Source organism: Bradyrhizobium sp. CCGUVB14, assembly GCF_024199935.1.
GTDB lineage: Bacteria > Pseudomonadota > Alphaproteobacteria > Rhizobiales > Xanthobacteraceae > Bradyrhizobium.
In genome coordinates this window covers 4,441,239-4,465,178 of sequence record NZ_JANADS010000001.1, presented here as the reverse complement: position 1 = coordinate 4,465,178, position 23,940 = coordinate 4,441,239, and the positions used below count along the sequence as shown (strand labels likewise).

General features: G+C 65.3%; 22 protein-coding genes and 1 pseudogene. 7 read left to right on the top strand and 16 right to left on the bottom strand.

Going from position 1 to position 23,940, the window contains the following annotated elements; translation table 11 throughout:
* Positions 1-138 precede the first annotated feature (138 nt).
* From NLM32_RS20495 to NLM32_RS20475, 5 genes and pseudogenes are all read right to left on the bottom strand, one after another.
* A complete protein-coding gene (locus tag NLM32_RS20495) occupies positions 139-963 on the bottom strand; it encodes an SDR family NAD(P)-dependent oxidoreductase (RefSeq protein WP_254135374.1) in 825 nt (274 codons plus the stop codon).
* 24 nt (positions 964-987) lie between these two features.
* Positions 988-1,707, bottom strand: a complete 720-nt coding sequence (locus tag NLM32_RS20490) for an RraA family protein (protein WP_254130710.1) — start codon at positions 1,705-1,707, stop codon at positions 988-990.
* Positions 1,708-1,829: 122 nt separating this feature from the next.
* On the bottom strand, positions 1,830-2,711 hold the full coding sequence (pssA, locus tag NLM32_RS20485) for a CDP-diacylglycerol--serine O-phosphatidyltransferase (RefSeq protein ID WP_254130709.1): 882 nt from the start codon (positions 2,709-2,711) through the stop codon (positions 1,830-1,832).
* 87 nt (positions 2,712-2,798) lie between these two features.
* A pseudogene (locus tag NLM32_RS20480) lies at positions 2,799-3,524 on the bottom strand (phosphatidylserine decarboxylase); the annotation flags it as partial.
* A 57-nt stretch (positions 3,525-3,581) separates the two neighbouring features.
* Positions 3,582-5,534: an ABC transporter ATP-binding protein/permease gene (locus tag NLM32_RS20475; RefSeq protein ID WP_254130707.1), complete on the bottom strand. Its 1,953-nt coding sequence runs from the start codon at positions 5,532-5,534 to the stop codon at positions 3,582-3,584.
* A gap of 199 nt (positions 5,535-5,733) precedes the next feature.
* Here NLM32_RS20475 and NLM32_RS20470 point away from each other — a divergent pair, with 199 nt between their 5' ends.
* The gene (locus NLM32_RS20470; protein ID WP_254130706.1) at positions 5,734-6,339 is read left to right on the top strand and encodes a TIGR00730 family Rossman fold protein; all 606 of its coding nucleotides are present in this window, start codon (positions 5,734-5,736) and stop codon (positions 6,337-6,339) included.
* Between the two features lie 7 nt (positions 6,340-6,346).
* Here NLM32_RS20470 and NLM32_RS20465 read toward each other — a convergent pair whose 3' ends face one another.
* The 4 genes from NLM32_RS20465 to cysS form a co-directional block, all read right to left on the bottom strand.
* The gene (locus tag NLM32_RS20465; protein ID WP_254130705.1) at positions 6,347-6,724 is read right to left on the bottom strand and encodes a VOC family protein; all 378 of its coding nucleotides are present in this window, start codon (positions 6,722-6,724) and stop codon (positions 6,347-6,349) included.
* Positions 6,725-6,865: 141 nt separating this feature from the next.
* Positions 6,866-8,464, bottom strand: coding sequence for a citramalate synthase (cimA, locus tag NLM32_RS20460; protein WP_254130704.1), 1,599 nt, complete (start codon positions 8,462-8,464; stop codon positions 6,866-6,868).
* Positions 8,461-8,952, bottom strand: a complete 492-nt coding sequence (locus tag NLM32_RS20455; RefSeq protein ID WP_254130703.1) for a GNAT family N-acetyltransferase — start codon at positions 8,950-8,952, stop codon at positions 8,461-8,463. The genes cimA and NLM32_RS20455 overlap by 4 nt, the downstream gene beginning before the upstream one ends.
* A complete protein-coding gene (cysS, locus tag NLM32_RS20450; RefSeq protein ID WP_254130702.1) occupies positions 8,952-10,349 on the bottom strand; it encodes a cysteine--tRNA ligase in 1,398 nt (465 codons plus the stop codon). Before cysS ends, NLM32_RS20455 begins: the two co-directional genes overlap by 1 nt.
* Positions 10,350-10,641: 292 nt before the next feature.
* Between cysS and NLM32_RS20445 the strand changes: the two genes are divergently transcribed.
* A complete protein-coding gene (locus NLM32_RS20445; protein ID WP_254130701.1) occupies positions 10,642-10,947 on the top strand; it encodes a hypothetical protein in 306 nt (101 codons plus the stop codon).
* Between the two features lie 142 nt (positions 10,948-11,089).
* Positions 11,090-12,280, top strand: coding sequence for a DUF2865 domain-containing protein (locus NLM32_RS20440; RefSeq protein WP_254130700.1), 1,191 nt, complete (start codon positions 11,090-11,092; stop codon positions 12,278-12,280).
* 271 nt (positions 12,281-12,551) lie between these two features.
* Here NLM32_RS20440 and NLM32_RS20435 read toward each other — a convergent pair whose 3' ends face one another.
* The 3 genes from NLM32_RS20435 to NLM32_RS20425 are packed head-to-tail and all read right to left on the bottom strand — an operon-like array spanning position 12,552 to position 16,071.
* Positions 12,552-14,309 (bottom strand): NAD+ synthase, encoded by a 1,758-nt coding sequence (locus NLM32_RS20435; RefSeq protein ID WP_254130699.1) that lies wholly within the window; start codon positions 14,307-14,309, stop codon positions 12,552-12,554.
* Between the two features lie 15 nt (positions 14,310-14,324).
* A complete protein-coding gene (locus NLM32_RS20430; RefSeq protein WP_254130698.1) occupies positions 14,325-14,678 on the bottom strand; it encodes a diacylglycerol kinase in 354 nt (117 codons plus the stop codon).
* 4 nt (positions 14,679-14,682) lie between these two features.
* Positions 14,683-16,071: a class II 3-deoxy-7-phosphoheptulonate synthase gene (locus NLM32_RS20425; RefSeq protein WP_254130697.1), complete on the bottom strand. Its 1,389-nt coding sequence runs from the start codon at positions 16,069-16,071 to the stop codon at positions 14,683-14,685.
* A 182-nt stretch (positions 16,072-16,253) separates the two neighbouring features.
* Here NLM32_RS20425 and NLM32_RS20420 point away from each other — a divergent pair, with 182 nt between their 5' ends.
* Positions 16,254-17,150 (top strand): alpha/beta fold hydrolase, encoded by an 897-nt coding sequence (locus NLM32_RS20420; RefSeq protein ID WP_254130696.1) that lies wholly within the window; start codon positions 16,254-16,256, stop codon positions 17,148-17,150.
* A gap of 3 nt (positions 17,151-17,153) precedes the next feature.
* Here the strand turns inward: NLM32_RS20420 and NLM32_RS20415 are convergent, their stop codons facing one another.
* Together NLM32_RS20415 and NLM32_RS20410 are read right to left on the bottom strand one after the other, a co-directional pair.
* Positions 17,154-18,464 carry an ATP-binding protein gene (locus NLM32_RS20415; protein ID WP_254130695.1) on the bottom strand — a complete coding sequence of 437 codons (1,311 nt, stop codon included), beginning with the start codon at positions 18,462-18,464 and terminating at the stop codon, positions 17,154-17,156.
* Positions 18,461-19,123 carry a response regulator transcription factor gene (locus NLM32_RS20410; protein WP_254130694.1) on the bottom strand — a complete coding sequence of 221 codons (663 nt, stop codon included), beginning with the start codon at positions 19,121-19,123 and terminating at the stop codon, positions 18,461-18,463. The genes NLM32_RS20415 and NLM32_RS20410 overlap by 4 nt, the downstream gene beginning before the upstream one ends.
* A gap of 227 nt (positions 19,124-19,350) precedes the next feature.
* Between NLM32_RS20410 and NLM32_RS20405 the strand changes: the two genes are divergently transcribed.
* The 3 genes from NLM32_RS20405 (at position 19,351) to NLM32_RS20395 (ending at position 21,366) form a co-directional block, all read left to right on the top strand.
* Positions 19,351-20,100, top strand: a complete 750-nt coding sequence (locus tag NLM32_RS20405) for a hypothetical protein (RefSeq protein ID WP_254135373.1) — start codon at positions 19,351-19,353, stop codon at positions 20,098-20,100.
* A gap of 118 nt (positions 20,101-20,218) precedes the next feature.
* Positions 20,219-20,557, top strand: a complete 339-nt coding sequence (locus NLM32_RS20400; protein WP_254135372.1) for a hypothetical protein — start codon at positions 20,219-20,221, stop codon at positions 20,555-20,557.
* Between the two features lie 20 nt (positions 20,558-20,577).
* On the top strand, positions 20,578-21,366 hold the full coding sequence (locus tag NLM32_RS20395; RefSeq protein ID WP_254130693.1) for a hypothetical protein: 789 nt from the start codon (positions 20,578-20,580) through the stop codon (positions 21,364-21,366).
* Here NLM32_RS20395 and NLM32_RS20390 read toward each other — a convergent pair.
* Positions 21,353-23,110 carry a cytochrome c biogenesis protein DipZ gene (locus NLM32_RS20390; protein WP_254130692.1) on the bottom strand — a complete coding sequence of 586 codons (1,758 nt, stop codon included), beginning with the start codon at positions 23,108-23,110 and terminating at the stop codon, positions 21,353-21,355. The genes NLM32_RS20395 and NLM32_RS20390 overlap by 14 nt on opposite strands.
* A gap of 13 nt (positions 23,111-23,123) precedes the next feature.
* Entirely contained in the window at positions 23,124-23,930 is an 807-nt protein-coding gene (locus NLM32_RS20385; RefSeq protein ID WP_254130691.1) for a substrate-binding domain-containing protein, read from the bottom strand.
* Positions 23,931-23,940 lie beyond the last annotated feature (10 nt).

Below are 23,940 nucleotides of genomic sequence, written 5' to 3'. Positions count from 1 at the left end.
CCTAGAGCGCCGCCCTTAAAGCCGCGTAAAGGTTAAGTTCAGCCGATGCGACGGAGCGGCGCGACGCGCTGAACAAACGGCGGCTTTGCCGTTCCGCGACATCAATCTCAACGCTTTGCTAACCATAAATGAGGCGGGTCAGGACGACAGTCCCGTCAGCTCCCGGCTGAGCGCGCGCAGGCGCTTGCGCGCATCGGCATCATAGGCCTGCGGATTGGCGCGCGCCTCGTTCATGCCGTTGAAGAACAGGCCGCTCTTGCCTGCGACATCGTCGCCCTGGACGAGATGCAGGATCGCAGCACCACCCTGCTCCACCGTCGACATCGGCGTGATGCCGCCGGCGCGCACCATCGTCGTGTTCATGTAGGTCGCCGGATGCAACGAATTCGCGGTGATGCCGGCATCCCTGAGCTCGGCCGCGAGATCGATCGTGAACATGATCTGCGACAGCTTGCTCTGCGCATAGGCGCGCGAGCCGCTGTAGCCTTTCGTGATCATGACGTCGTCGAAGTCGATCGGATGCTGGCCGAGCGAGGCGACATTGACGATGCGCGACGGCGCGGCGGCCTTCAGCAACGGCAGCAGCAGATGGACCAGCAGAAAGCCCGAGAGATAGTTCACGGCAAAGCGCAGCTCATGACCGTCGCGGCTCTCCTGGCGCTGCGGCCCGTCGCAATGCGAGCCGATGCCGGCATTGCTGACGAAAACATCGAGGCGTTGATGATCCCGCGTCACGGCCGCGGCGAGCTCGCGCGTGCCAGCCATCGACGACAGATCTGCCTGATAGAAAATCGGCGCCGTATGGCCGGCCCTCACGATCTCGTCGATCAGCGCTTTTGCCCGCACCGCGTCGCGGCCATGGATCAGAACATGCGCACCCTCGGCGGCAAGGCGGTTCGCGACATAGCGCCCGACACCATCGGTCGAGCCCGTGATCAGAACCGTCTTGCCGCGCATGTCCATGGTGTCCATGGTGCTAGCCCGAGATTAGTGGATCTCCGCCGAGCGCTTCAGCGCGGCCTTGAGCTTCTCCAGCGAGAAGTCCGGGCTGCGCGCGATCTCGAGGATCGGCGTCTCGCGGCGGCCGCAGAGCTCGGCGGCCTCGGGGAGCTTCGCGGCGATGTCGAGCGGGATCACGATGGCACCATGCTGGTCGGCGTGGATCAGATCGTCCGACTTCACGGTCATGCCGGCGACGCGTACCTCGCCGCCAAAGCTCTCGGCATGCACCCATGCATGCGACGGGCCGATCGAGCCGGCCAGCGCCTGGAAGCCCGGGGCCCATTGCGGAATGTCGCGGATCGAGCCGTCGGTGATGACGCCGAGGCAGCCGAGCGCCTTGTGCACGTTGCTCTGCACCTCGCCCCAGAACGCACCGTAGCCGACGTAGGGACCGTCGATGTCCTGGATCACCGAGATGCGCGGACCGTGGCCGGTGCCGACATATTCGTAATATTCGATACGGCGCTTCGACTGTTCTTCGGCCGGCAGCGACGATTTCAACACCGAGCGGATCGCGACGGTGCGGGCGTAGCCGACGATCGGCGGCAGATCCGGGAACGGGCAGACCAGCTGCTTGGTGGTGTAGCCGATCAGGCGGCGCTCGGGCGCCACGATCTCCATGGCGTTGCAGATCGTCGGCGTGTCATAGCGGCCCAGCGCTTCGAGGACGGAAGCGGGCAGCGGCCCGGTCGCAGAATTCGTCACGGCGTTATCTCCCAGATTGGCGGCCGCTGTTGGCGCGGTGCCGCCGGCACAGGGCGATATAGCCGAGATCGGGCCTCAACCCAACTCAGGCGCTCTCATGGCAGATATCCGCGTGCGATCGCTCAGTGCAGCCGTCCGGGCCGGTCGTCGTCATGCGGCGGTTCGGACAGGCTGGCCATTGTCGGCGCCGACGGCGGCGACGAGACCTCGCCGCCCGCGGGCGCCACGGCTTCCGTCGCGCGGGCCTGATCGCGGTAGGATTTGTAGCCGAGTGGCAGGCCGAGCAGATAAAGCACCGTGCCCGCCGTGAGCACGTGCCAGGGATAGGCAATCAAGATTGCGATGAAGACGATCACCGCGACGAACGCCGGCAGCACGAGCTCAGGCGGCACGCGCATCCGCTTGGTCTTGCCGGAGAACACCGGCAGTCGCGAGACCATCAGGAAGGCGATCAGCAGCGTATAGGCGGCGGTCAATGCCGCGGGCGCGCGGCCAAGCTCGAGGAAGGCCACGTAGATCGGCAGCAGCACCGTGATGGCGCCGGCCGGCGCGGGCACGCCGGTGAAGAAATTGGCGGCGAAAGCCGGCTTGTTCGGATCGTCCATGGTGGCGTTGAAGCGCGCGAGCCGCAGGCCGCCGGAGATCGCAAACACCATGGCGGCGATCCAGCCGGCATTGCCGAGCTCGTGCAGCTGCCAGAAGTACAGCATCAGGCCGGGCGCGACGCCGAAATTGACGAAATCGGCGAGACTGTCGAGCTCGGCGCCGAATTTCGACTGGCCCTTGATCAGGCGCGCGACGCGGCCGTCGATGCCGTCGAGCGCGGCCGCGAACACGATGGCGTAGACGGCGAGCGATATCCGCCCCTCGATCGAGAGCCGGATCGAGGTCAGGCCGGCGCAGATCGCCAGCAACGTGATGACGTTGGGCACCAGCATCCGCACCGGGATCGGGCGGAACCGCCGGCGGCGAACATCGGGATCTCTGTAGTCGTAGGGCGTCATTGGCGCGTCCTCACCTGCAGGCGAGATATAGCAAGCCGTGCTCCCTTCCGCCATTGCGGCGGAAGGCCCCCGACAGCGGCCCGATGGTTAATTGGCGCGATAGGCGCGACCGGGGTCGTCACCGGTCAGATCAGCCAGGATGGTCTCGCCGGCGATCGCGGTCTGCCCTTCCGAGACCAGCGCCTTGGTGCCGACCGGCAGGTAGACGTCGAGCCGCGAGCCGAACCGGATCAGGCCGAACCGCTCACCAGCGCCGATCGCCTGCCCTTCCTTGACGAAGCAGACGATGCGTTTTGCGACCAGGCCCGCGATCTGGATCACGCCAATGCGGCCCTGCGGCGTCGAGATGACAAGCGAATTGCGCTCATTGTCCTCGCTCGCCTTGTCGAGCTCGGCATTGATGAACAGGCCGGGCCGATAGGCGATGCGATCCACCCTGCCCGCTACGGGCGCGCGGTTCACATGGCAGTTGAACACGCTCATGAACACCGAAATGCGCGGCAGCGGCCGGTCGCCGAGCCCGAGCTCGGCCGGCGGTAGCGCCATGGTGATCATCGAGACGCGGCCGTCGGCGGGCGACACCACGAGCCCGTCGCGCACCGGCGTCACGCGCACGGGATCACGGAAGAACAGCGCGCACCACACGGTGATGATGGTGCCGATCCACCCCAGCGGCGACCACAGCCAGAACAGGACGAGGCTTGCCAGCGCAAAGCCGCCGATGAAGGGATAGCCCTCCTTGTGGATCGGCGGGATCTGACGCTGGATCGAATCGAGAATGGACATCGCTATCTGCCGCTCAGGGGTTGATGGCGCGGGTCGTCTCGCGCGGTGGGCCTGTTTAGGCCAGAGTTGGGACCGGAGACAAGCTCACTCCGCGGCCGCTTGCGCCGTGAGGGCGTCCTCGACCGGCGGCGGCTCCCGGTTGGGCGCCTCGCTGCTGTCGGCCATCCGGGCCAGTTTCTCGCGTGCGGCCTCGGCCTCACGCTGCCTGTTCCACATGCTGGCGTAAAGACCGCCCTGTGCGAGCAGGCTGGCATGGGTGCCGCGCTCGGCGATGCGGCCCTGGTCCAGCACGATGATCTCGTCGGCACCGACAATGGTCGAGAGCCGGTGGGCGATCACCAGCGAGGTGCGGTTCTTCGCCACGCGGTCGAGCGCGCCCTGGATCTCGTGCTCGGTATGGGTGTCGAGCGCCGAGGTCGCCTCGTCCAGAACCAGGATCGGCGGCGCCTTCAGCACTGTGCGCGCGATTGCGACGCGCTGCTTTTCGCCGCCGGACAGTTTCAGGCCGCGCTCGCCGACCTGGGTCTCGTAGCCCATCGGGGCCAGGCGGATGAAATGGTCGATCTGCGCCAGCCGCGCCGCCTCCTCGACCTCCTCGTCGCTGGCGTCCCAGCGGCCGTAGCGGATGTTGTAGCGGATGGTGTCGTTGAATAGCACCGTGTCCTGCGGCACCATGCCGATCGAGGCGCGCAAGCTCGCCTGCGTGACCTCGCGGATGTCCTGGCCGTCGATCAGGATCTTGCCGCCGGAGACGTCGTAGAGGCGGAACAGCAGCCGCGAGATGGTCGACTTGCCGGCACCTGACGGGCCGACGATCGCCACCGTCTTGCCGGCCGGCACCTCGAAGCTGATGCCTTTCAGGATCGGCCGCGTCGGCTCATAGGCAAAGCGGACGTCCTCGAAGCGCACGGTACCGGCGGAGACGGTCAGCGGCTGCGCGCCGGGTTCATCCTTGATCTCGGCCTCGCGACCGATCACGCCGAACATCTTCTCGATGTCGATGATCGCCTGCTTGATCTCGCGATAGACCATGCCCATGAAGTTCAGGGGCTGGTAGAGCTGGATCATCATCGCATTGACCAGCACGAAATCGCCGACCGTGTTGGTGCCGTTGCGCACGCCGATCGCGCACATCAGCATGGTTGCGGTCAGGCCCAGCGTGAAGATCACGGCCTGCCCGGTGTTGAGCACCGCGAGTGAGGTGTAGGTGTGGATGCTCGCTTCCTCGTAGCGCGCGACGGACTTGTCGTAGCGCTGCGCTTCGCGGGCCTCGGCGCTGAAATATTTGACCGTCTCGTAGTTGAGCAGCGAGTCGATCGCCTTGGTGTTCGCCTCGGTGTCGGAATCGTTCATCTTGCGGCGGATGCCGATCCGCCACTCGGTCGCGATGTAGGTGTAGTACATGTAGACCGTGACGGTGATCAGCGTCGCGGCCACGTAGCGCCAGTCGAACTGCCAGAGCAGCACGGCCATCAAGAGCGTGACCTCGACGATGGTCGGGATCAGCTGCAGGATCACCATGCGCACGATGACCTCGATGCCCTCGCGGCCGCGCTCGAGCACGCGCGTCAGGCCGCCGGTCTTGCGCTCGAGATGAAAGCGCAGCGACAGCTCGTGCATGTGGACGAAGGTGATGGTCGCGAGCTTGCGCACCGCGTGCATGGCGACGCGCGCAAAGATGCCGTCGCGCCATTGCGTCAGCACCGCCATCACGATGCGCATGACGCCGTAGCTCGCGGTCAGGAGCAGCGGCGACGCGACCACCCAGAGATGCCAGTTGGCGGCCTGCACCGGCGCGGTGTTGGCGCCGGTGAGCGCGTCGGTTGCCCATTTGAAGCTGAACGGCACCGTCAGCGTGATCAGCTTGGCGGCGAGCAGCAGCACCATCGACCAGACTACGCGCATCTTCAGGTCGTAACGGTCGCCCGGCCAGATATAGGGCCACAGATGCGCCAGCGTGCCCATCAGGGTGGCCCGCTCGAGCGGTCCGCCGGCAGGCTCGGGTACATCGGGGACGTCTGGCAGAGGTGGGCTCATCAAGAAACCTGGAGGCCGCCGGATGCGGGCGCGTTGCGATTAACTGTTTTCGCTCGTCATATAGAAGCTTCCGGGGGCCAGCGCACCCCGCCAGATGGCGAATCCTCGATTGTTTGTCGCCATTTACCGGTAGATTTCCGGGTGTCCCGAATCACCGATTGGACTTGACGCCCCTTCGCTGCAATGCATCATGGTACCAATGAGCACGATCAAAACCGTCTGTGTCTATTGCGGCTCCGGTCCCGGAACCAATCCCCACTTCACCGAAGGCGCCAAGGCGTTCGGCAAGGCGCTCGCCGAGAACAACATCCGCCTCGTCTATGGCGGCGGCTCGCTCGGCCTGATGGGCTCGGTCGCGACCTCCGTGCTCGATCACGGCGGCACCGTCACCGGCATCATTCCCGAGTTCCTGCGGAAGCGCGAGAACGCGCTGACCCGCGTGCAGGAAATGATCGTCACCCCCGACATGCACGAGCGCAAGCGGCTGATGTTCGAGCGCTCCGACGCCTTCGTGGCGCTGCCGGGCGGCGTCGGCACGCTGGAGGAGCTGGTCGAGCAATTGACCTGGAAGCAGCTTGGCCGTCACGCCAAGCCGGTGCTGCTCGCCAACATCGACAATTTCTGGGAGCCGCTGTTCTCGCTGCTGTCGCACATGCGCCAGACCGAGTTCATCCGCGCCGGCCTTTCGGTCGACATCCTCAAGGCCGATCGCGTCGAGGACATCTTGCCGAAGCTGAAATCCGCCGTGGCCCAGATCGCCGAGACGGAAAAGCAGCTCGCACCCGACGTGGCGCGCAAGCTGTAAGAGCGTTTTACTCCTGCGGAAACGTCACCGCTTCGATCCTGTTGCCGTCAGGGTCGACGACAAAGGCCGCGTAGTAACGCACGCGATCGTGCGGGCGAATACCCGGTGCGCCATCCGAGGCGCCGCCGCTCACAAGCGCAGCGGCATGAAAAGCATCGACCTCAGCCGTTGTCTTCGCCCGCAGGCAGATGTGCACGCCGCTCTCCGGGGCTACATGCGGCATGGCCTCGCGCAGATTGATCCAGAACTCCGGATAGGACTTGCCGAAGCCGACCGTGCGCGGCCGCGTGACGAGGCGCGTGAGCCCGAGGGCGGCGAGCGTGGCCTCGTAGAACTTTGCGGAGCGTTCGAGCTCGCTGACGCCGACGGAGATGTGGTCGATCATTGCCCTGCCCTCTCCTCACCCTCCACTGTCATCGCCCCGCTCGACCGGGCGATCCAGTATTCCGAGACGCCCGAGAGCGACCGAGAAGCCACGGCGTACTGGACACCCCGCTTTCGCGGGGTATGACAGTCGTCGTGGATCCTACGCCGGCGCGCCCGACTTCACGAGCTTGTAGATCACCGAATCCATCAGCGCCTGGAACGAGGCGTCGATGATGTTCGGGGACACGCCGACCGTGGTCCAGCGATCGCCGTTCTCGTCCTCGCTCTCGATCAGGACGCGCGTGACCGCGCCGGTGCCGCCGTTGAGGATACGGACGCGGTAGTCGATCAGCGTCAGGCCCTCGATGTACTTCTGATACTTGCCGAGGTCCTTGCGCAGCGCGACGTCGAGCGCGTTGACGGGGCCGTTGCCCTCGGCGGCCGAGATCAGATGCTCGCCGGCGACGTCGACCTTCACCACGGCCAACGCGACAGTGACGCGCTCACCAAGGGCGTTGTAGCGCTGCTCGACATTGACGTCGAACTGCTCGACCTCGAAATAATGCGGCACCTTGCCGAGCGTGCGGCGCGCCAGGAGATCGAACGAGGCGTTGGCCGATTCATAGGCGTAGCCCTGCGCCTCCCGCTCCTTCAATTCCTCGACCAGCCGGGTCAGCTTCGGATCGCTCTTCTCATAGGCGATGCCGGCGCGGTCGAGCTCGGCGATGACGTTGGAGCGGCCGGCTTGGTCCGAGACCAGCACCTTGCGGTGATTGCCGACGGTCTCCGGCAAGACGTGCTCATAGGTCTGCGGATCCTTCATCACCGCGGAGGCGTGAATGCCTGTCTTGGTGACGAAAGCGCTCTCCCCGACGTAAGCCGCGTGCCGGTTCGGCACGCGGTTGAGCATGTCGTCGAGCGTGCGCGAGACCTTGACCAGTGTCGCCAGCTTCTCCGGTGTGACGCTGATCTCGAAGGCGTCCGAAAACTCCTTCTTCAATTTCAGCGTCGGGATCAGCGAGCAGAGATTGGCGTTGCCGCAGCGCTCGCCGAGGCCGTTCAGCGTGCCCTGGATCTGCCGCGCCCCGGCGCGAACCGCGGCGAGCGAGTTGGCCACCGCCTGCTCGGTGTCGTTATGAGCGTGGATGCCGACGTGATCGCCGGGGATGTGCTTCGTGACCTCGGTGACGATGGCCTCGACCTCGTTGGGCATGGTGCCGCCATTGGTGTCGCACAACACCACCCAGCGTGCGCCGGCCTCATAGGCGGCCTTGGCACAGGCGAGCGCAAAGCTCGCATCTTCCTTGTAGCCGTCGAAGAAATGCTCGCAGTCGAGCATGACCTCGCGGCCGGCTGCCTTTGCGGCCGCGACACTGTCGCGGATCGAGGCGAGGTTTTCCTCTTTCGTCGTCTCCAGTGCGACGCGCACCTGATAGGCGGAGGACTTTGCGACGAAGCAGATCGCGTCGGCCTTGGCTTCCAGAAGCCCGGCGACGCCGGGATCGTTGGAGACCGAGCGCCCTGCCCGCCGGGTCATGCCGAAGGCGGTGAAACGCGCGTGGTTTAGCTTCGGCTTAGCGCCAAAGAATTCGGTGTCGAGCGGATTGGCGCCGGGATAGCCGCCCTCGACATAGTCGATGCCGAGCTCGTCGAGCATCGCCGCGATCACCTGCTTGTCGGTCAGCGTGAAATCGACGCCGTTGGTCTGCGCGCCGTCGCGCAGCGTGGTGTCGAACAGATAAAGGCGCTCCTTGCTCATTGTTGCGCTCCGAGCGTCTTCTTCATGGTGGTGTTGGCGAGCCATTCGTCATTGATGGTGACGCTGTTGCGCTGCTGGGCCGTGTAGCCGCGTTTGGCGAAGAAATTTTGCGCGGTGTCGCTGGCATCGACCGTGAGCGCCGCAGCGCCACGGCCGCCGGCGAGCTTTTCCAGCGCGTCGATCAGCATGGTCGCGATGCCCTGCCGGCTGACGGCCGGATGCACGTAGAGCATGCGGATGTGATCTGCGCCGCGCAGCGAGGCGAAGCCGACGGGCGAGCCGTCCAGCGTGGCGATCAGCGTCAGGTCGGAGGTGAGCCGCTTGCCGAACTCCTCGGTTTCGGCCGCCTCCATCCAGGCTTCCTGCTGCGCCTCGCTGTAGTCGTCGCCGGTCAGCTCCTGGATGCTGGCGACGTAGATCGCGGCCAGCATCGGCACGTCGGCCGGCAAAAACGGCCGCAAGCCGGGCTTGGGATGCGCTTGTGCCATCACGCGAGCTCCCAGGTCGTCACCGGCTTGCCGTCGGCATCCTTGCCATCCTTGATCACGACGCCCTTGGCTGCGAGCTCATCACGGATACGATCGGATTCCTTGAAGTCCTTGCGCGCACGCGCTGCCGTACGCTCCGCAATCAGGCGATCAATCTCGCCGGCGTCGACGCCGCTCGCCTGCCGCTTGCGGCCTTCCCACTGCGCGACGCTCTCCGACAGGAAGCCGAGCAGACGCAGCGACGCCGAAAGACCGGCCGCATCGGACGAATTGCGCAGACCATGCAGCGCCGCGATCGCCTGCGGCGTGTTGAGGTCGTCGAGCAGGGCCTCGACCACGGACGCCGCCGGCTTTGACGGCGCGACATCGGCCGCAAAGCGATACCAGTCGTTGAGCGTCTTGGCGCTCCCCTCCAGCGACTTCATGGTCCAGTCGATCGGCGACGTGTAATGCGTCTTCAGCATGTTGAGGCGAAGCACCTCGCCCGGCCAGTCCGCGAGCAGCTCGTGGATGGTGATGAAGTTGCCGAGGCTCTTCGACATCTTCTCGCTCTCGACCTGCAGGAAGCCGTTGTGCATCCAGTAATTCGCCATGCGCTGCTGGTGGAAGGCGCAGCAGGTCTGGGCGACCTCGTTCTCGTGATGCGGAAACACGAGATCGATACCGCCGCCATGGATGTCGAACTGTTCGCCGAGATGCTTCCAGGCCATGGCCGAGCACTCGATGTGCCAGCCCGGGCGTCCCTCGGCCTTGATCCCGGCCGGCGACGGCCAGGACGGCTCGCCGGGCTTCGACGGCTTCCACAGCACGAAGTCGGTCGAATCCTTTTTGTAGGGCGCGACGTCGACGCGCGCGCCGGCGATCATTTCGTCGAGCGACCGCTTCGACAGCGCGCCATAGCGCGGCAGCGTGGAGTTGGCCGCGTTCATCGCCTGCGGCGAGAACAGCACGTGGTCCTCGGCGGCGTAGGCGAACCCGCCCTTGATCAGCCGTTCGATGATCTCGCGCATCTCGCCGATGTGCTCGGTCGCGCGCGGCTCGACGCTCGGCCGCAGCGCGCCGAGCGCGTCGACGTCAGCGTGAAACTGCTTGCCGGTCTGCTCGGTGACCTTGCGGATCGCCTCGTTCAGCGGCAGCCCCGGAAAATCCCGCGCGGCGCGGTCGTTGATCTTGTCGTCGACGTCGGTGATGTTGCGGACATATTTGACGTGCGCCTCGCCATAGAGATGGCGGAGCAGCCGAAACAGCACGTCGAACACGATCACCGGCCGCGCATTGCCGATATGGGCGAAGTCATAGACGGTCGGTCCGCAGACATACATGCGGACGTTCTTCGCATCGAGCGGCATGAAGGTGCGCTTTTCCCGGCTCAGCGTATCGTAAAGACGCAATTCCATATGGACACCCGTCGGCTGTTGGCCGGGCGTCCAGTGCTCTCAATGTGGTTGAGAAAAGACGGCTCCAGCCAGCGAATCGCTAGCTCGTAATCTCGCGGCAAATAATGCAGATGGCGAGGAGACCGTTCATGCGGCGACATATGGGCTATGAGGCGCCCTTTCGTCAAGAGAGCCGCGAAATTGCCGGTTTATCTCCGCAATGCGCGGCCGCCCGCCCTGATGGTTCATGATCCTTAACCATTTGAGCCCATTCTGGAACCGGCAGCTCCTCCTTTTGCCCCAAGGTGTTTTCATGCGGTCCCTGCTCGCGCTCATTTCCTGCGCCTCCATCCTTGCGGCATCCAGCGCCTTCGCCGAGACCCGCGTCTTCATCATCGCCAACCAGGCCGACGGCTACGGCGTCGACCAATGCCTGGCCAAGGGCGAGAAATGCGGTGCGCAGGTCGCCCGCACCTATTGTCAGTCACGGGACTTTGCGCAGGCATCGGCCTACCGCCGGGTCGATCCCGATGAAATTACCGGGTCTGTCCCCAAATCCGGCGCAAACTGCTCCCATGGCCATTGCGACGAATATGTCGCAATCACCTGCCAGCGCTGAATTCGCTCGGAACTGGCGGACTTTAGGACCCGTTTGCGGCCCCTGAAACGACGTGACGATGCCGCAGGAAGCGGCTATTGGAGGGCGCGCTTCGGCCCCCCAAATCACATTGGAAGTCACTTGGGGCCATGACATCGCTAGAATGGCGGATATGCCTGAATTTTTGTCTCTGTCCCGTCCCCGCTCCCTGCTTGCCTGCACCGTGCTTCTCAGCGTCGTGCTCGCCACTGATGCCTTTGCCCAGGCCGGCCCGCTCGGCGCACCGCCGCCTCCGCCCGCCCAAGGCGGTCTCGGACCGAACCCGATGTGCGTGCGGCTGGAAGGACAGCTCGCCGCGCTCGACCGCGGCGGCAGCAGCGATCCTGCGCGCGACGACCAGATCCGCCGCTACCAGGATTCCCAGACCCGCCAGCAAGCCGAGCTCGATCGCGTCACCATGCAGGCCAAGCGCATGGGCTGCGATTCCTCCGGCTTCTTCTCGCTCTTCAACGGCCAGTCGGCGCAATGCGGCCCGGTCAACACCCAGATCCAGCAGATGCGCGCCAATCTGGACCAGATCACCGGCAATCTCGAACGCCTGCGCGGTGGCGGTCCCGGCGGCGGCAGCCCCGAACGCGACAGCCAGCGCCGCTCGGTGCTAATTGCGCTCGCGCAGAACAATTGCGGCCCGCAATACGCCAACGCCGCGCAGTCGCAGGGCGGCAACTTCCTGAGCAATCTGTTCAACGGCGGCAACAACCCCAACAATCCGCCGGGCGCGCCACCCGCCGATCTCGGCGGCCCGCAGTCCGGCACCTATCGCACCGTGTGCGTGCGCACCTGTGACGGCGCCTATTTCCCGATCTCGTTTGCGACCGTGCCGGCGCGCTTCCCCGACGACGAGAAGACCTGCAAGGCGCTGTGCCCGGCGGCCGAAGCCGTGCTCTATGCCCACCGCAATCCCGGCGAGGACATGAGCTCGGCGGTGTCCATCAGCGGCCAGCCCTACACGGCGCTGCCGACCGCCTTCAAATTCCGCAGCGAGTTCAACCCGTCCTGCTCTTGCAAAGCGGCGGGCCAGACCTGGGCCGACGCGCTGAAATCGGCCGATGACAAGGCGGCCGTCGAGCAGCAGGGCGACATCATCGTCACCGAGGAGAGCGCCAAGAAGATGCAGCAGCGGCAGCTCACCAAGGGCGCGCCCGCGAACGCCAAGAAGGGCGCGGCTCCCGCGCCGACGACGGCGACGGCACCGGCCGCGACGCCGCCTGCGGAGACGAGCACCACGGCCGCGTCGGAGAACAAGCCGATCCGCTCGGTCGGACCCAGCTTCCTGCCGCAGCAGCAGAAGTAAGGTTTCTTACTTCCCTTCTCCCCTTGCGGGAGAAGGTGGCAAAGGCGGCCTTCGGCCGCCGTTCTTGAGAACGCCGATGCTACGCATCGGCTATGGCGCCGGATGAGGGGTTCTATCCGCGCTCGCATGTGTACATGAGAGTACGCGGATAGAACCCCTCACCCGACTGAATTCGTTTCGACGACCGTGCTGCCCTCTCCCGCAAGGGGCGAGGGCGCAATGGCGCCCATCTCGCCCGCAGTACGAGAGGTACCGCAAAGGTCAGCCTACCCTACCCCTCGAACGCGTCGATCGATGCCTTGCTGCCGCGCGAGACCAGGGTCTCGTCGGGCGCGGGCAATGTCTCGCCCCGGTCGCGGAAGCGGTTGGTGATGGGATAGCGGCGGTCGCGGCCGAAATTCTTCCGCGTCACCTTCACGCCGGGCGCGGCCTGGCGGCGCTTGTATTCGGCGACGTTGAGGAGATGGTCGATGCGGGTCACCGTCTCGCGGTCGAAGCCAGCGGCGATGATCTGGTCGAGCGGCTCCTCGCGTTCGACCAGACGCTCGAGGATCGCATCGAGCACCTCGTAGGCCGGCAGTGAGTCCTGATCGGTCTGGTTCTCACGCAGCTCCGCCGTCGGTGGGCGCGTGATGATATCGGGCGGGATCACCTCGCCCGCGGGTCCCAGCGCGCCGTCGGGCTTCCATGCATTGCGCAGGGTCGCCAGCCGGAACACCTGCGTCTTGTAGATATCCTTGATCGGGTTGAAGCCGCCGTTCATGTCGCCATAGAGCGTGGCGTAGCCGACCGACATTTCCGACTTGTTGCCTGTCGTCACAACCATCAGCCCGGTCTTGTTGGAGATCGCCATCAACAGCGTGCCGCGGGTGCGGGCCTGGAGGTTTTCCTCGGTGATATCGGGCGGCAGGTTCTTGAAGATGCCGGACAGGATGGTTTCGAACCCGCCCACCGCTTCCGCGATCGGCAACACCTCGTAGCGGATGCCGAGATGGCCGGCGAGCTCGCCCGCGTCGGCAATCGAGTGTGCCGCCGTGTAGCGATAAGGCAGCATCACGCCGTGTACCTGGTCGGCGCCGAGCGCATCGACCGCGATCGCCGCGCAGAGTGCGGAATCGATGCCGCCGGAGATGCCGAGCAGCACGCCGGGAAAACCGTTCTTGCTGACGTAGTCGCGCAAGCCGAGGACGCAGGCCGCATAGTCGGCCTTGTCGCCCTCGGGCTGCTCCACGATCGGACCCGTGCAACGCCAATCGCCGCCGTTTCTGATGAAGCGCAACGTCGTGACGTTCTCCTCGAACGCCGGCAGTTGCGCGGCGAGCGAAAGATCGCCGTTGAGCGCGAACGACGCGCCGTCGAACACGAGTTCGTCCTGACCGCAGACCTGGTTGAGATAGACCAGCGGCAAGCCGCTCTCGGTGACCCGCGCGACCGCCACCGACAGACGCACATCGTTCTTGTCGCGGGCATAGGGCGAGCCGTTCGGCACCAGAATGATCTCGGCGCCGGTCTCGGCCAGCGTCTCGACCACGTTCTCGTAGTCCTCGGACTCTTCCAGCCAGATGTCCTCGCAGATCGGCACGCCGATCCGCACGCCGCGCACGGTGACGGGGCCTGCCGCCGGCCCGCGCGCAAACAACCGCTTCTCGTCGAACACGCCGTAGTTCGGCAGATTGCATTTGAAGCGCAAGCCGGCGATGCGGCCGCCGTCGAGCAGCGCACAGGCATTGTAGAGCCTGCCATCCTCGACCCAGGGCGTGCCGACCAGCAACGCCGGGCCGCCGTCAGCGGTCTCACGCGCGAGCGCTTCGATTGCCGAACGGCAGGCGGCCTGGAACGCGGGCTTCTGCACCAGATCTTCCGGCGGATAGCCGGCGATGAACAATTCCGGGAACAGTACGAGATCGGCGCCATCGGCGATGGCTCGCGCGCGTGCCGAGCGAACCTTCGCGGCATTGCCCTCGATATCGCCCATGGTCGGATTGAGCTGGGCGAGCGTGACCGCGAATGCGTTGAGACGTTCGGTCATGGCCGCCTCGTCCAGCTAGAGGAACCCCAGACGTTCGATGATCGCGATGATCCAGAACGCGCCGGCCATCAGCAGCGCAACGCCAACCGCGGCCGAGCCCATGTCCTTGACCCGCCCGATCTGCTTGTCGTGATCCATGGTCAGGCGGTCGGCGAGCTTCTCGATCGCGGTGTTGAGCAACTCGACCACCAGCACGAAGGCGACCGAGCAAACCAGCTCGACCGCGCGCGTCGCGCTGGCGGCGACGAACCACGCCACCGGCAGCGACAGGATCAGCGCAAAAATCTCCTCGCGGACGGCCTGTTCCGAGCGGAACGCAAAGGCCAGACCGTTGCGGGAATTGATCGTGGCCTTCCAGATCCGCAGCAAGGTCTTAGAGCCCCGCCGCGGCCGGCATCGGCCTGACCTTGCCGGCGCGTTCCTGCTTCAGCAGTTCGGCGACCAGGAAGGCCATGTCGATGGATTGCTCGGCATTGAGGCGGGGATCGCAGACCGTGTGGTAGCGGTCGTTGAGATCCTCGTCCGTGATGGCGCGGGCGCCGCCGATACATTCGGTGACGTCCTGGCCGGTCATCTCCAGATGCACGCCGCCGGCATGCGTCCCTTCCGCGGCGTGGATGGTGAAGAACGACTTCACTTCCGACAGCACGCGATCGAACGGCCGCGTCTTGTAGCCCGTGGTCGAGGTAATGGTGTTGCCGTGCATGGGATCGCACGACCAGACCACCACCTTGCCCTCGCGCTTCACGGCGCGGATCAGGCCCGGCAGATGGTCGGCGACCTTGTCGGAGCCGAAGCGGTTGATCAGCGTCAACCGGCCCGGCTCGTTGTCGGGGTTGAGCACGTCGATCAGCTTCAACAGCTCGTCCGGCTTCAGCGACGGACCGCACTTCAAGCCGATCGGGTTCTTGATGCCGCGGAAATATTCGACATGGCCGTGATCGAGCTGGCGGGTGCGGTCGCCGATCCAGATCATGTGGCCCGAGGTCGCGTACCAGTCGCCGGTCGTGGAATCGACGCGGGTCATGGCCTGCTCGTAGCCGAGCAGCAGCGCTTCATGGCTGGTGTAGAAATCGGTGGCGCGCAGCTCCGGATGGCTCTCGAGATCGAGGCCGCAGGCGCGCATGAAGTTGAGCGCGTCCGAGATGCGATCGGCCAATTCCTTGTAGCGACGGGACTGCGGACTATCCTTGAGGAAGCCGAGCATCCACTGATGCACGCTGCCGAGATTGGCGAAGCCGCCGGTCGCAAACGCGCGGAGCAGGTTCAGCGTCGCGGCCGACTGGCGATAGGCCATCAGCTGGCGCTGCGGATCCGGCACGCGCGCTTCCTTGGTGAAGGCGATGTCGTTGACGATGTCGCCGCGATAGCTCGGCAGCTCGACGCCGTTGAGCTTCTCGGTCGGCGACGAGCGCGGCTTTGCAAACTGGCCGGCGATGCGGCCGACCTTCACCACCGGCACCGCGCCGGCATAGGTCAGCACCACCGCCATCTGCAGCAGCACGCGGAAGAAATCGCGGATGTTGTTGGCGCCGTGCTCGGCAAAGCTCTCGGCGCAATCGCCGCCCTGCAACAGGAAGGCGTCGCCGGCCGCGACACGGGCCAGCGCCTTCTTCAGATTGCGCGCCTCGCCGGCAAACACCAGCGGCGGAAAGGTTGCAAGCTGCGCCTCGACGTCGGCCAGGGCCTTGGCGTCGGGATAATCGGGCACCTGTAGCACCGGCTTGCTGCGCCAGGACTCGGGCGTCCACCGCTCGGACATCGCAATCTCTCCGTGAAGCAAAAAAGTGCAACCTGATCTGTGGGTTGCGAGGGCCGCCTTATACACAGGCTAAAGCGACACCGCCAGTTGTAAATCCATTTTGCGACGCAAACCCTTGCGGGAAAAGCTGAATTCGCATTTGCTGGGGGTGGCAGAGGAAACCGGCAAGACAGCTTCCACCCATGGACGCGCCACTGGACGACGTTTTCATCGACGAGATCAGCTTCCCGGCGACCGACGGGTATGCGCTGACCGGCACCCTGTTCCTGCCGCGTGGCGCCAAGCGGCATGCCGTCCTGATCAACTCGGCGACCGCCGTCCCGCGAAGGATCTATCGCGGCTTTGCCTCCTATCTCGCCCATCGCGGCTGCGCGGTGCTCACTTACGACTATCGCGGCATCGGCGACTCCCGGCAGCCGGCGATGGTCGGCTACAACCAGCCGAAATCGCTGGTCGGCTTCAAGGCCTCGATGTCCGACTGGGCCGCGCAGGACGTCACCGCCGCGGTGCGCTGGATGCGCGAGCGCTATCATGGCCTGCCGCTTGCCTATGTCGGTCACTCCTTCGGCGGCCAGGCGCTCGGGCTGATCGACAACAACAGCGAGATTTCGCGCGCCGCGTTCGTGGCCTCGCAGGCCGCGACCTGGCGGCTGATGACGTCGCCGGAGAAATACCGCGTCTTCGCCTTCATGAATTGCGTCGGCGTGCCGCTGGTCCACGCGCTCGGCTATGCGCCGGGCTGGGTCGGCATCGGCGAGGATTTGCCCAAGGGCGTCTTCCTGCAATGGGCCGATTGGGTCTCAAGCCCGCGCTACCTGTTCGATTCCAAGCTGCCGGCGCTGGAGAATTTTGCAAAGTTCAAGGGCGAGCTGCGCGCGCTCTGCTTCTCCGACGATCCCTGGGCAACGCGGCCGGCGGTAGAGCTGCTCGCGTCCGGCTTCACGGCAATCAAGCCGGAGGTGCTGACGGTGAAGCCGTCCGACGTCGGCGCTAAGGCGATCGGCCATTTCGGCTTCTTCCGCCCCGAGCACCGCGACACGCTGTGGCGCGGCGTGGCGGAATGGATCCAGGGCGAGTGAGGGTCAGACGGTTGCCGCCGGCAATTTGACGACGACACGCAATCCGGTTCGCCCGGCCTCCGTCATGTTCACGGCTTCAATCGACCCACCGAGCCGATCGACGATCCGTTTCACGATCGCGAGGCCCAGGCCCGCGCCCTCACCCTCCGGACGCTGCCCCCGGAAAAACGGCTCGAAGATCCGATCGATCTCGTCGGCTGAAACGCCGGGCCCGGTGTCCTCGATTTGAAGCACACCCGTCGCACCGTCCTGGTAGATCGCCACATCGATCCTGCCACCTTCCGGCGCGAACCGGAGCGCGTTGTCGATGAGATTTCGGATCATGGCGGTGAGCATGACGGGCTCGCCCCGCACCGGTACAGGCTCGGCTCGTGCGAAGCCGAGATCGACGCCACGGCTGATCGCGTCCCGCAACAGATCGGCAATCACGCCTCTCGCGATGCGATCGAGCTCCACGACCTCGCTTTGGGCGCGATCGGAAGGCGTTGCATCGTGCCGTGCCAGCGCCAGCAATTGCTCCAGGAGATGCTTGCTGCGGCGCATGCCCTGCCGGAGCGCCGCAAGCCGTTCGCGCGCCGCAGGCGGCAGTTCGACCTGATCGAGATTCTCCGCCTGCAGGCTCAGTGCCGTCAGCGGTGTCCGCAGCTCGTGCGCAGCATCGGCGATGAACCTGCGCTGCTGCTCCATCATGTCGTGCACGCGGCGCAACAAGCCGTTGATCGAGGATACGAACGGGTTGAGTTCGCTCGGGAGGTCGTGAAGCGGGAGCGCGGTCATGTCATCGGCGCGCCTGGCATCGAGATCGCCTGCCAGACGCACCATCGGGCGCAACGATCGCGCGATGACGAAGGCGATCACCAGCATCAGGCAGGGGATGAGCGCCGCAATCGGCAGTACGGTACGGAACGCCATGTCGCCCGCGATCTCATCACGAACGCCCGTGCTCTGCGCCACTGCAAAGCGGCTGCCGTCGGACCGCGTCCGCAGCACCACGCGGACCGGCTTTCCCTTTCGCGTCGCGTCGCGCATCCCGTCCTGAAGCCGCCACAACTGACGCTCCTCTTGCGTGCCTTGCGGCGTCTTGCCCAACTCCATCAACCAGACTTCGGAGTCCTTATCGACCCCATGGAGGTCCTGAGTTCCCGTGAGACCGCCGCCTTGAACCAGACCCGCGATCTGGATCAGGACGGAGTCCTGCGTCTCGATGGCTTCGTCGAATGCCCACCGGTGTGCAAATACGCCGCCGACCAGACCGGTCAGCAGGACAATCGCCGTCAAGCTGATGAACAGCCGGCCGCGCAAGGACTTGATCATGGCGCGCGATCCACCATCCATCCCATGCCGCGCACGTTACGGATCGCCTCCGTGCCGAGCTTCTTGCGGATGGTGTGGATCAGAAATTCGACCGCATTGCTTTCGACTTCCTCGTTCCAGCCGTAGAGCTGCCGCTCGAGCTCGCTCCGCGACAGGATCGTACCGGGCCGCGCCAACAAGGCCTGGAGCAGAGCGAACTCGCGCGCGGTCAGAACGGACGTCTGGCCGTACAGCGAAGCCTCGCGGGTCGCGGGATCGAGACTGAGCTTGCCGTTGCCAAGCACTGCAGGCGCACCACTGCCTTCGCGGCGCGTCACCGCGCGCATCCGCGCCAGCAGCTCGCGGATCTCGAACGGCTTGACCAGGTAATCGTCCGCGCCGAGATCGAGCCCCTCGATCCTGTCGTCGAGTGCATCGCGCGCCGTCACGATGATGACGGGAAGCTTGCGGCCATCCGCACGCAGTCGCCGCAAGATATCGCGACCATCGGCATTCGGCAGACCGAGATCGAGCAGCAGCACCTCGTAGGACTCGCTTGCCGCGGCGAGCAACGCGGTCTCGCCATCCCTGACCCAGTCGACGGCGTAGGCGGCGTCTCTCAGCGCCTGTTCGACGGCAGCTCCGACCATCCTGTCGTCCTCGATCAGCAAAACCCGCAAGATTCGATCCTCAAAATCGCCAGGCCATCCGGCCGTCAAAATCATGCCCATTCCGACTTAGGGCAGAGTTAGGACGCTTCAGCGGGCCCAAATTGCGGCGAAGATCACCCTGCTCGAAAAATTCCCACCCCTAAGCCGGGCCTAAGTCGCCTGCGCGACGGTCGGGCATCGCTTCGGCTTCGGGAGATTTGGGCGTGTCGCAATATTCAGGCTTTGGCGCAAGGCAGATGCTGAACAAGGTTCCGGAGGTCACCGCGATCTTCTGGATCATCAAGATCCTCTCGACCACGGTCGGCGAGACCGGCGCCGACTATCTTGCGGTGCATGTCGGCCTCGGCGCGAGCGTGACCGCGATCTGCATGACGGGCCTGCTGGTTGCCGCACTCCTCGCGCAACTCAATCGCCGCGCCTACGTGCCGTGGATCTACTGGCTCACCGTCGTCCTCGTCAGCATCGTCGGCACCCAGCTCACCGATCTCCTGACCGACAAGCTCGAGATCAGCCTCTATGTCAGCACCGCCGCGTTCGCCGCCGCGCTCGCCGCAACATTTGCGGTCTGGTACGGCATCGAGCGCACGCTGTCGATCCACAGCATCGTCTCGACACGGCGCGAGTTATTCTACTGGCTTGCGATTCTCTTCACCTTCGCACTCGGCACTGCCGCCGGCGATCTCGCGACCGAAGCACTCGGCCTTGGTTTCCAGCTCGGCGTCGTCGCCTTCGGCGCGCTGATCGTCGCGGTCGCATTGGCTTACGCTATCGGCGGCAATCCCGTCCTCACGTTCTGGCTCGCCTACATCCTCACCCGTCCGCTCGGCGCATCGCTCGGCGATCTGCTGTCGCAGTCGCACGAGTATGGCGGCATGGGCCTCGGCACGATCCAAACCAGCATCGTCTTCCTCACCGTGATCGTCGGCCTCGTTGCCTGGGTGACGTTCGAGGGCGAAGGCGCGCGCCGGGCCGGCCCGGCGCAGTAACCCAATCACAGCTTTCAACGCGTCCTGCACGACGCAGGAGCGACACCAGGAGAGACCGATGAAACTCATCCCCGTGCTTGCCGTTTGCCTCGTGACGACCTTCTCCGGCGAACCAAACATGAATGCGAGCCAGCACTTCACCTTCGTCCCGCTCGCGGAGGCCGCGACCGCAAAGCTCGGCGACCTCACCCCATTCCGCAGCATCGTCGTCGATGTTGCAGCCCTGGTCGACAAGGGCGACCTGCCCGGTGCCAAGACAAGGATCAAGGACCTCGAGACCAGATGGGACGAGGCCGAAGCCGGATTGAAGCCGCGCGCGGCGGCCGACTGGCACACGGTCGACAAGGCAATCGATCGCGCGCTGGAGGCGTTGCGCGCGGGCACGCCGGATGCCGCAAAATGCAAGCAGGCGATCACCGATCTGCTCGCGATCATGGATAGCGTCGCCAAGGCGTGAGGCGACAACGAGGAAATACCATGCAAGATTACGCAAAGAGCAGCCTCCTCAGCGAAAGCAAGGTCCCCGAGGTCACGCTCGGCTTCTGGATCATCAAGATCGCCGCCACGACGCTGGGCGAGACTGGCGGCGACACCGTCACGATGACGCTGAACTGGGGCTACCTCGCCGGCACAGGCCTGTTCCTGGCGGCGATGATCGTCCTGGTCGCCGCACAAATCCGTGCACGCAAATTCAATCCGGCGCTGTATTGGGCGACCATCGTGGCCTCGACCACCTTTGGCACCACGATGGCCGATTTCGCCGACCGCTCGCTCGGCATCGGCTATACCGGCGGCTCCACGCTCCTTCTCGCCTGCCTCGTGCTGGTGCTCGGCCTCTGGTATCGCACCGAAGGAACGATCTCGGTCAACAGCGTCAGCACACCACGGGTCGAGGCCTTCTATTGGGGCGCCATCACCTTCTCGCAGACGCTCGGCACCGCGCTCGGCGACTGGATCGCCGACACCGGCGACATGGGCTATCGCGGCGGCGCACTGATCTTCGCGAGCGGCCTGGCCGTCATCGCAGCACTTTACTTCTGGACTCGCGTCTCACGCGTCACGCTGTTCTGGGCCGCGTTCATCCTGACGCGACCGCTGGGGGCGACCGTCGGCGACTTCCTCGACAAGCCGCTCGATCACGGCGGACTTGCCCTGAGCCGGCCACTGGCCTCGGCCGTGATCGCGGTGTTCATGGTGGTCTGCCTGCTGCTGATCCCGCAACGCGCGGGACAGCATCCCGGCGACCACTCGCTCAGCCGAACGTAAAGGCGTAGGCCTGGACGCCGGGATCGAGGAAGCGGATTTCGAAGGTGTGGTCGGCGACCGTGTCCGGCGTGCGGACGAGCTGATAGAGCCGCTGCGTCGTCACCACGCCATTGCCCTCGGTATCCGCGTCCATGCCATGCGCGGCGCCGGGTGGCTTGCCATCGATGGTGATGCGGAAGCGGATGCTGGCGCCTTCGGTGGCGGGACCGAGCACCAGGTGCAGGTCGCGCGCATGGAAGCGATAGACGATGCTGCCATCGGCCGCGTTCAACTGCGCCCGCTCGGGGCCGACCGTCCAATGGCCGGTGAGCGACCAGTCGTTGAGCTGCGGCTCGCCCGCAGCATAGACGTGGCTCTCGTCCTTCGCCACACCGCCGGGTGAGACGAAATTCTCGCTGCGATCATAGCCGACATAGGTCTCGGGCGATTTGACATCGGCGCCATCAGAGGCCGCCGCCTCCGCGCCCGATGCCTTGACCGCGACGATGTCGGACGGGACGTTCTTGTTGCCGGCTTCCGCAAGCAGCGTCTGGATGACGCGCTCGGACTCCGCGTATTCGCCTTCACCATAATGATGGTGACGGACCTTGCCGTTGGCATCGATGAAGTAATGCGCCGGCCAGTACTGGTTCTCGAACGAGCGCCAGATCTTGTAGTCATTGTCGATCGCGACGGGATAGCCGATCTTCAACGTCGACACCGCATTCTTGACGTTGGCGACATTGCGCTCGAAGGCGAATTCGGGCGCGTGCACGCCGATCACCACGAGGCCGCGGTCGCGATATTTCTCCGCCCAGGCGCGGACATAGGGGATCGAGCGCAGGCAGTTGATGCAGGAATAGGTCCAGAAGTCGACGAGGACGACCTTGCCTTTCAGCGCCTCGAAGGTCAGCGGCGGCGAGTTCAGCCACTCCTGCGCACCGGCGAGCTTGGGATCGAGATCCTCGACCATGAGCATATCCGACGCGTTCTCGCCGCCCGGCTTCGCCTGCATCGACGTATCAGTCATCGCGGTCTTCGCGTTCGGATGCAATCTGTCGAGTAGCGCCTGCTCCAGCGACGTCGTGCTGCCGACCGAGAGGTTGGTGAGGAAGCCGGTGTCGAGGCCGAGCGAGATGGCGATGACAGCCGCGAGCACGGCCACGCCGACGCCCCGCCTGATCCATTCGCCGGCGCCGATCGAGCGCTTCATCGCGGCGAAGACGCGACCGCCGACCAGCAAAGCCAGCGCCAGCGAGGTTGCGGCGCCCGCCGCATAGACCAGAAGCAACAGCGCGGTTCCGGCGTTGGCGCCCTGAAGCGCGGCGCCGGTCAGGATCAGGCCCAGCACCGGACCCGCACAAGGCGCCCAGAGAAAGCCGGTGGCAATTCCGAGCAAGAACGGCGCGACGAGGCTGTCCTCGCCCGGCTCACTCGCCGATTGCGACATCCGCGCACCAACGGCCACCAGCGGTCGCATCAGGCGGTCGGCCAGTTCCGGAAACACCAATGTCAGGCCGAACAAGGCGAGCAGGACCAGCGCGGCGCCACGTCCATATTGGTTGGCGGAGACGACCCAGCCTCCCGCGACCGACGCCAACGTCGCGACGACGGCAAACGCGAGCGACATGCCGATCAGCATCGGCAGGCCGTTCCGCAGGAACGGACGATCGGCGCGCGCCAGCACGAAGGGGATGACCGGGAGGATGCAGGGGCTCACGATGGTCAGGACGCCACCGAGATAGGCCAGCAGATAGAGGATCATGAGTCTGCTCTTATCACCGCTCGGAAGGAGCGATCTTCACAAGACCGTTTTCGGCAACAATGCCCTGCCCCTTGTCCGACAGCAGGAACAGCGCAAGCCGCGCAGCGGCCGGATTGTCCGTAAGCAGCACCAGTCCATAGGTCGCGACAACATCGATCTCCGGCGGCAGCCGCGACACCTTCAAGCCGGGAACCTCGCGCAACGTCTGCTGCTGACCGCTGCAATAGACCAGCAGGAGATCGGCCTTGTCGGCAAGGAAGATGCTGGCGGCCGGCGAGTGCCCCTCGAGCGGCTTCATGGCGCCCGGGCCTCCGATCAGCTTCAGGGCCTTCTGGCTGAGCACAGCCTCAGCGCCGGCACGGACTGTCTCCGCCCGCTTGAACACCGCAAAGGCATAGTCTCCACCGGGATCGACGATCGGCGTCGACGTTGCCAGACGCATCTTGGGGTCCAGCATCGTCTCGAGTGCATTGGCCTCGGTCAGCCCCACCGCCTCGCGGCCGAACAGGCAGAGATTGTTGCGCGCAAACGGGATCATCAATGCCTGAGGCCGCTCGGCTGCCAGCGTGCGCGGATGCGCCGTATCGGCCGACAGAAAAAGATCGGCGGCCTCCCCCTTCTCGATCCGCTCGCGCAGGCCGCCCGACGGGCCGAAGACGGGATCGGCGATTTGCGAGGCGTCGAGGCCGGCCGCCTTGATCGCCTGCTTCAGCGGAGCAACCAGGCTGCCGGCCGCATAAACGCGAGCTGGCTCGGCGCTGGCCGAGGAGACACTGATCGCGAGGAGGAACGCAGAGACGACGGAGCGTGAGGCTCGCATGGATTGACCT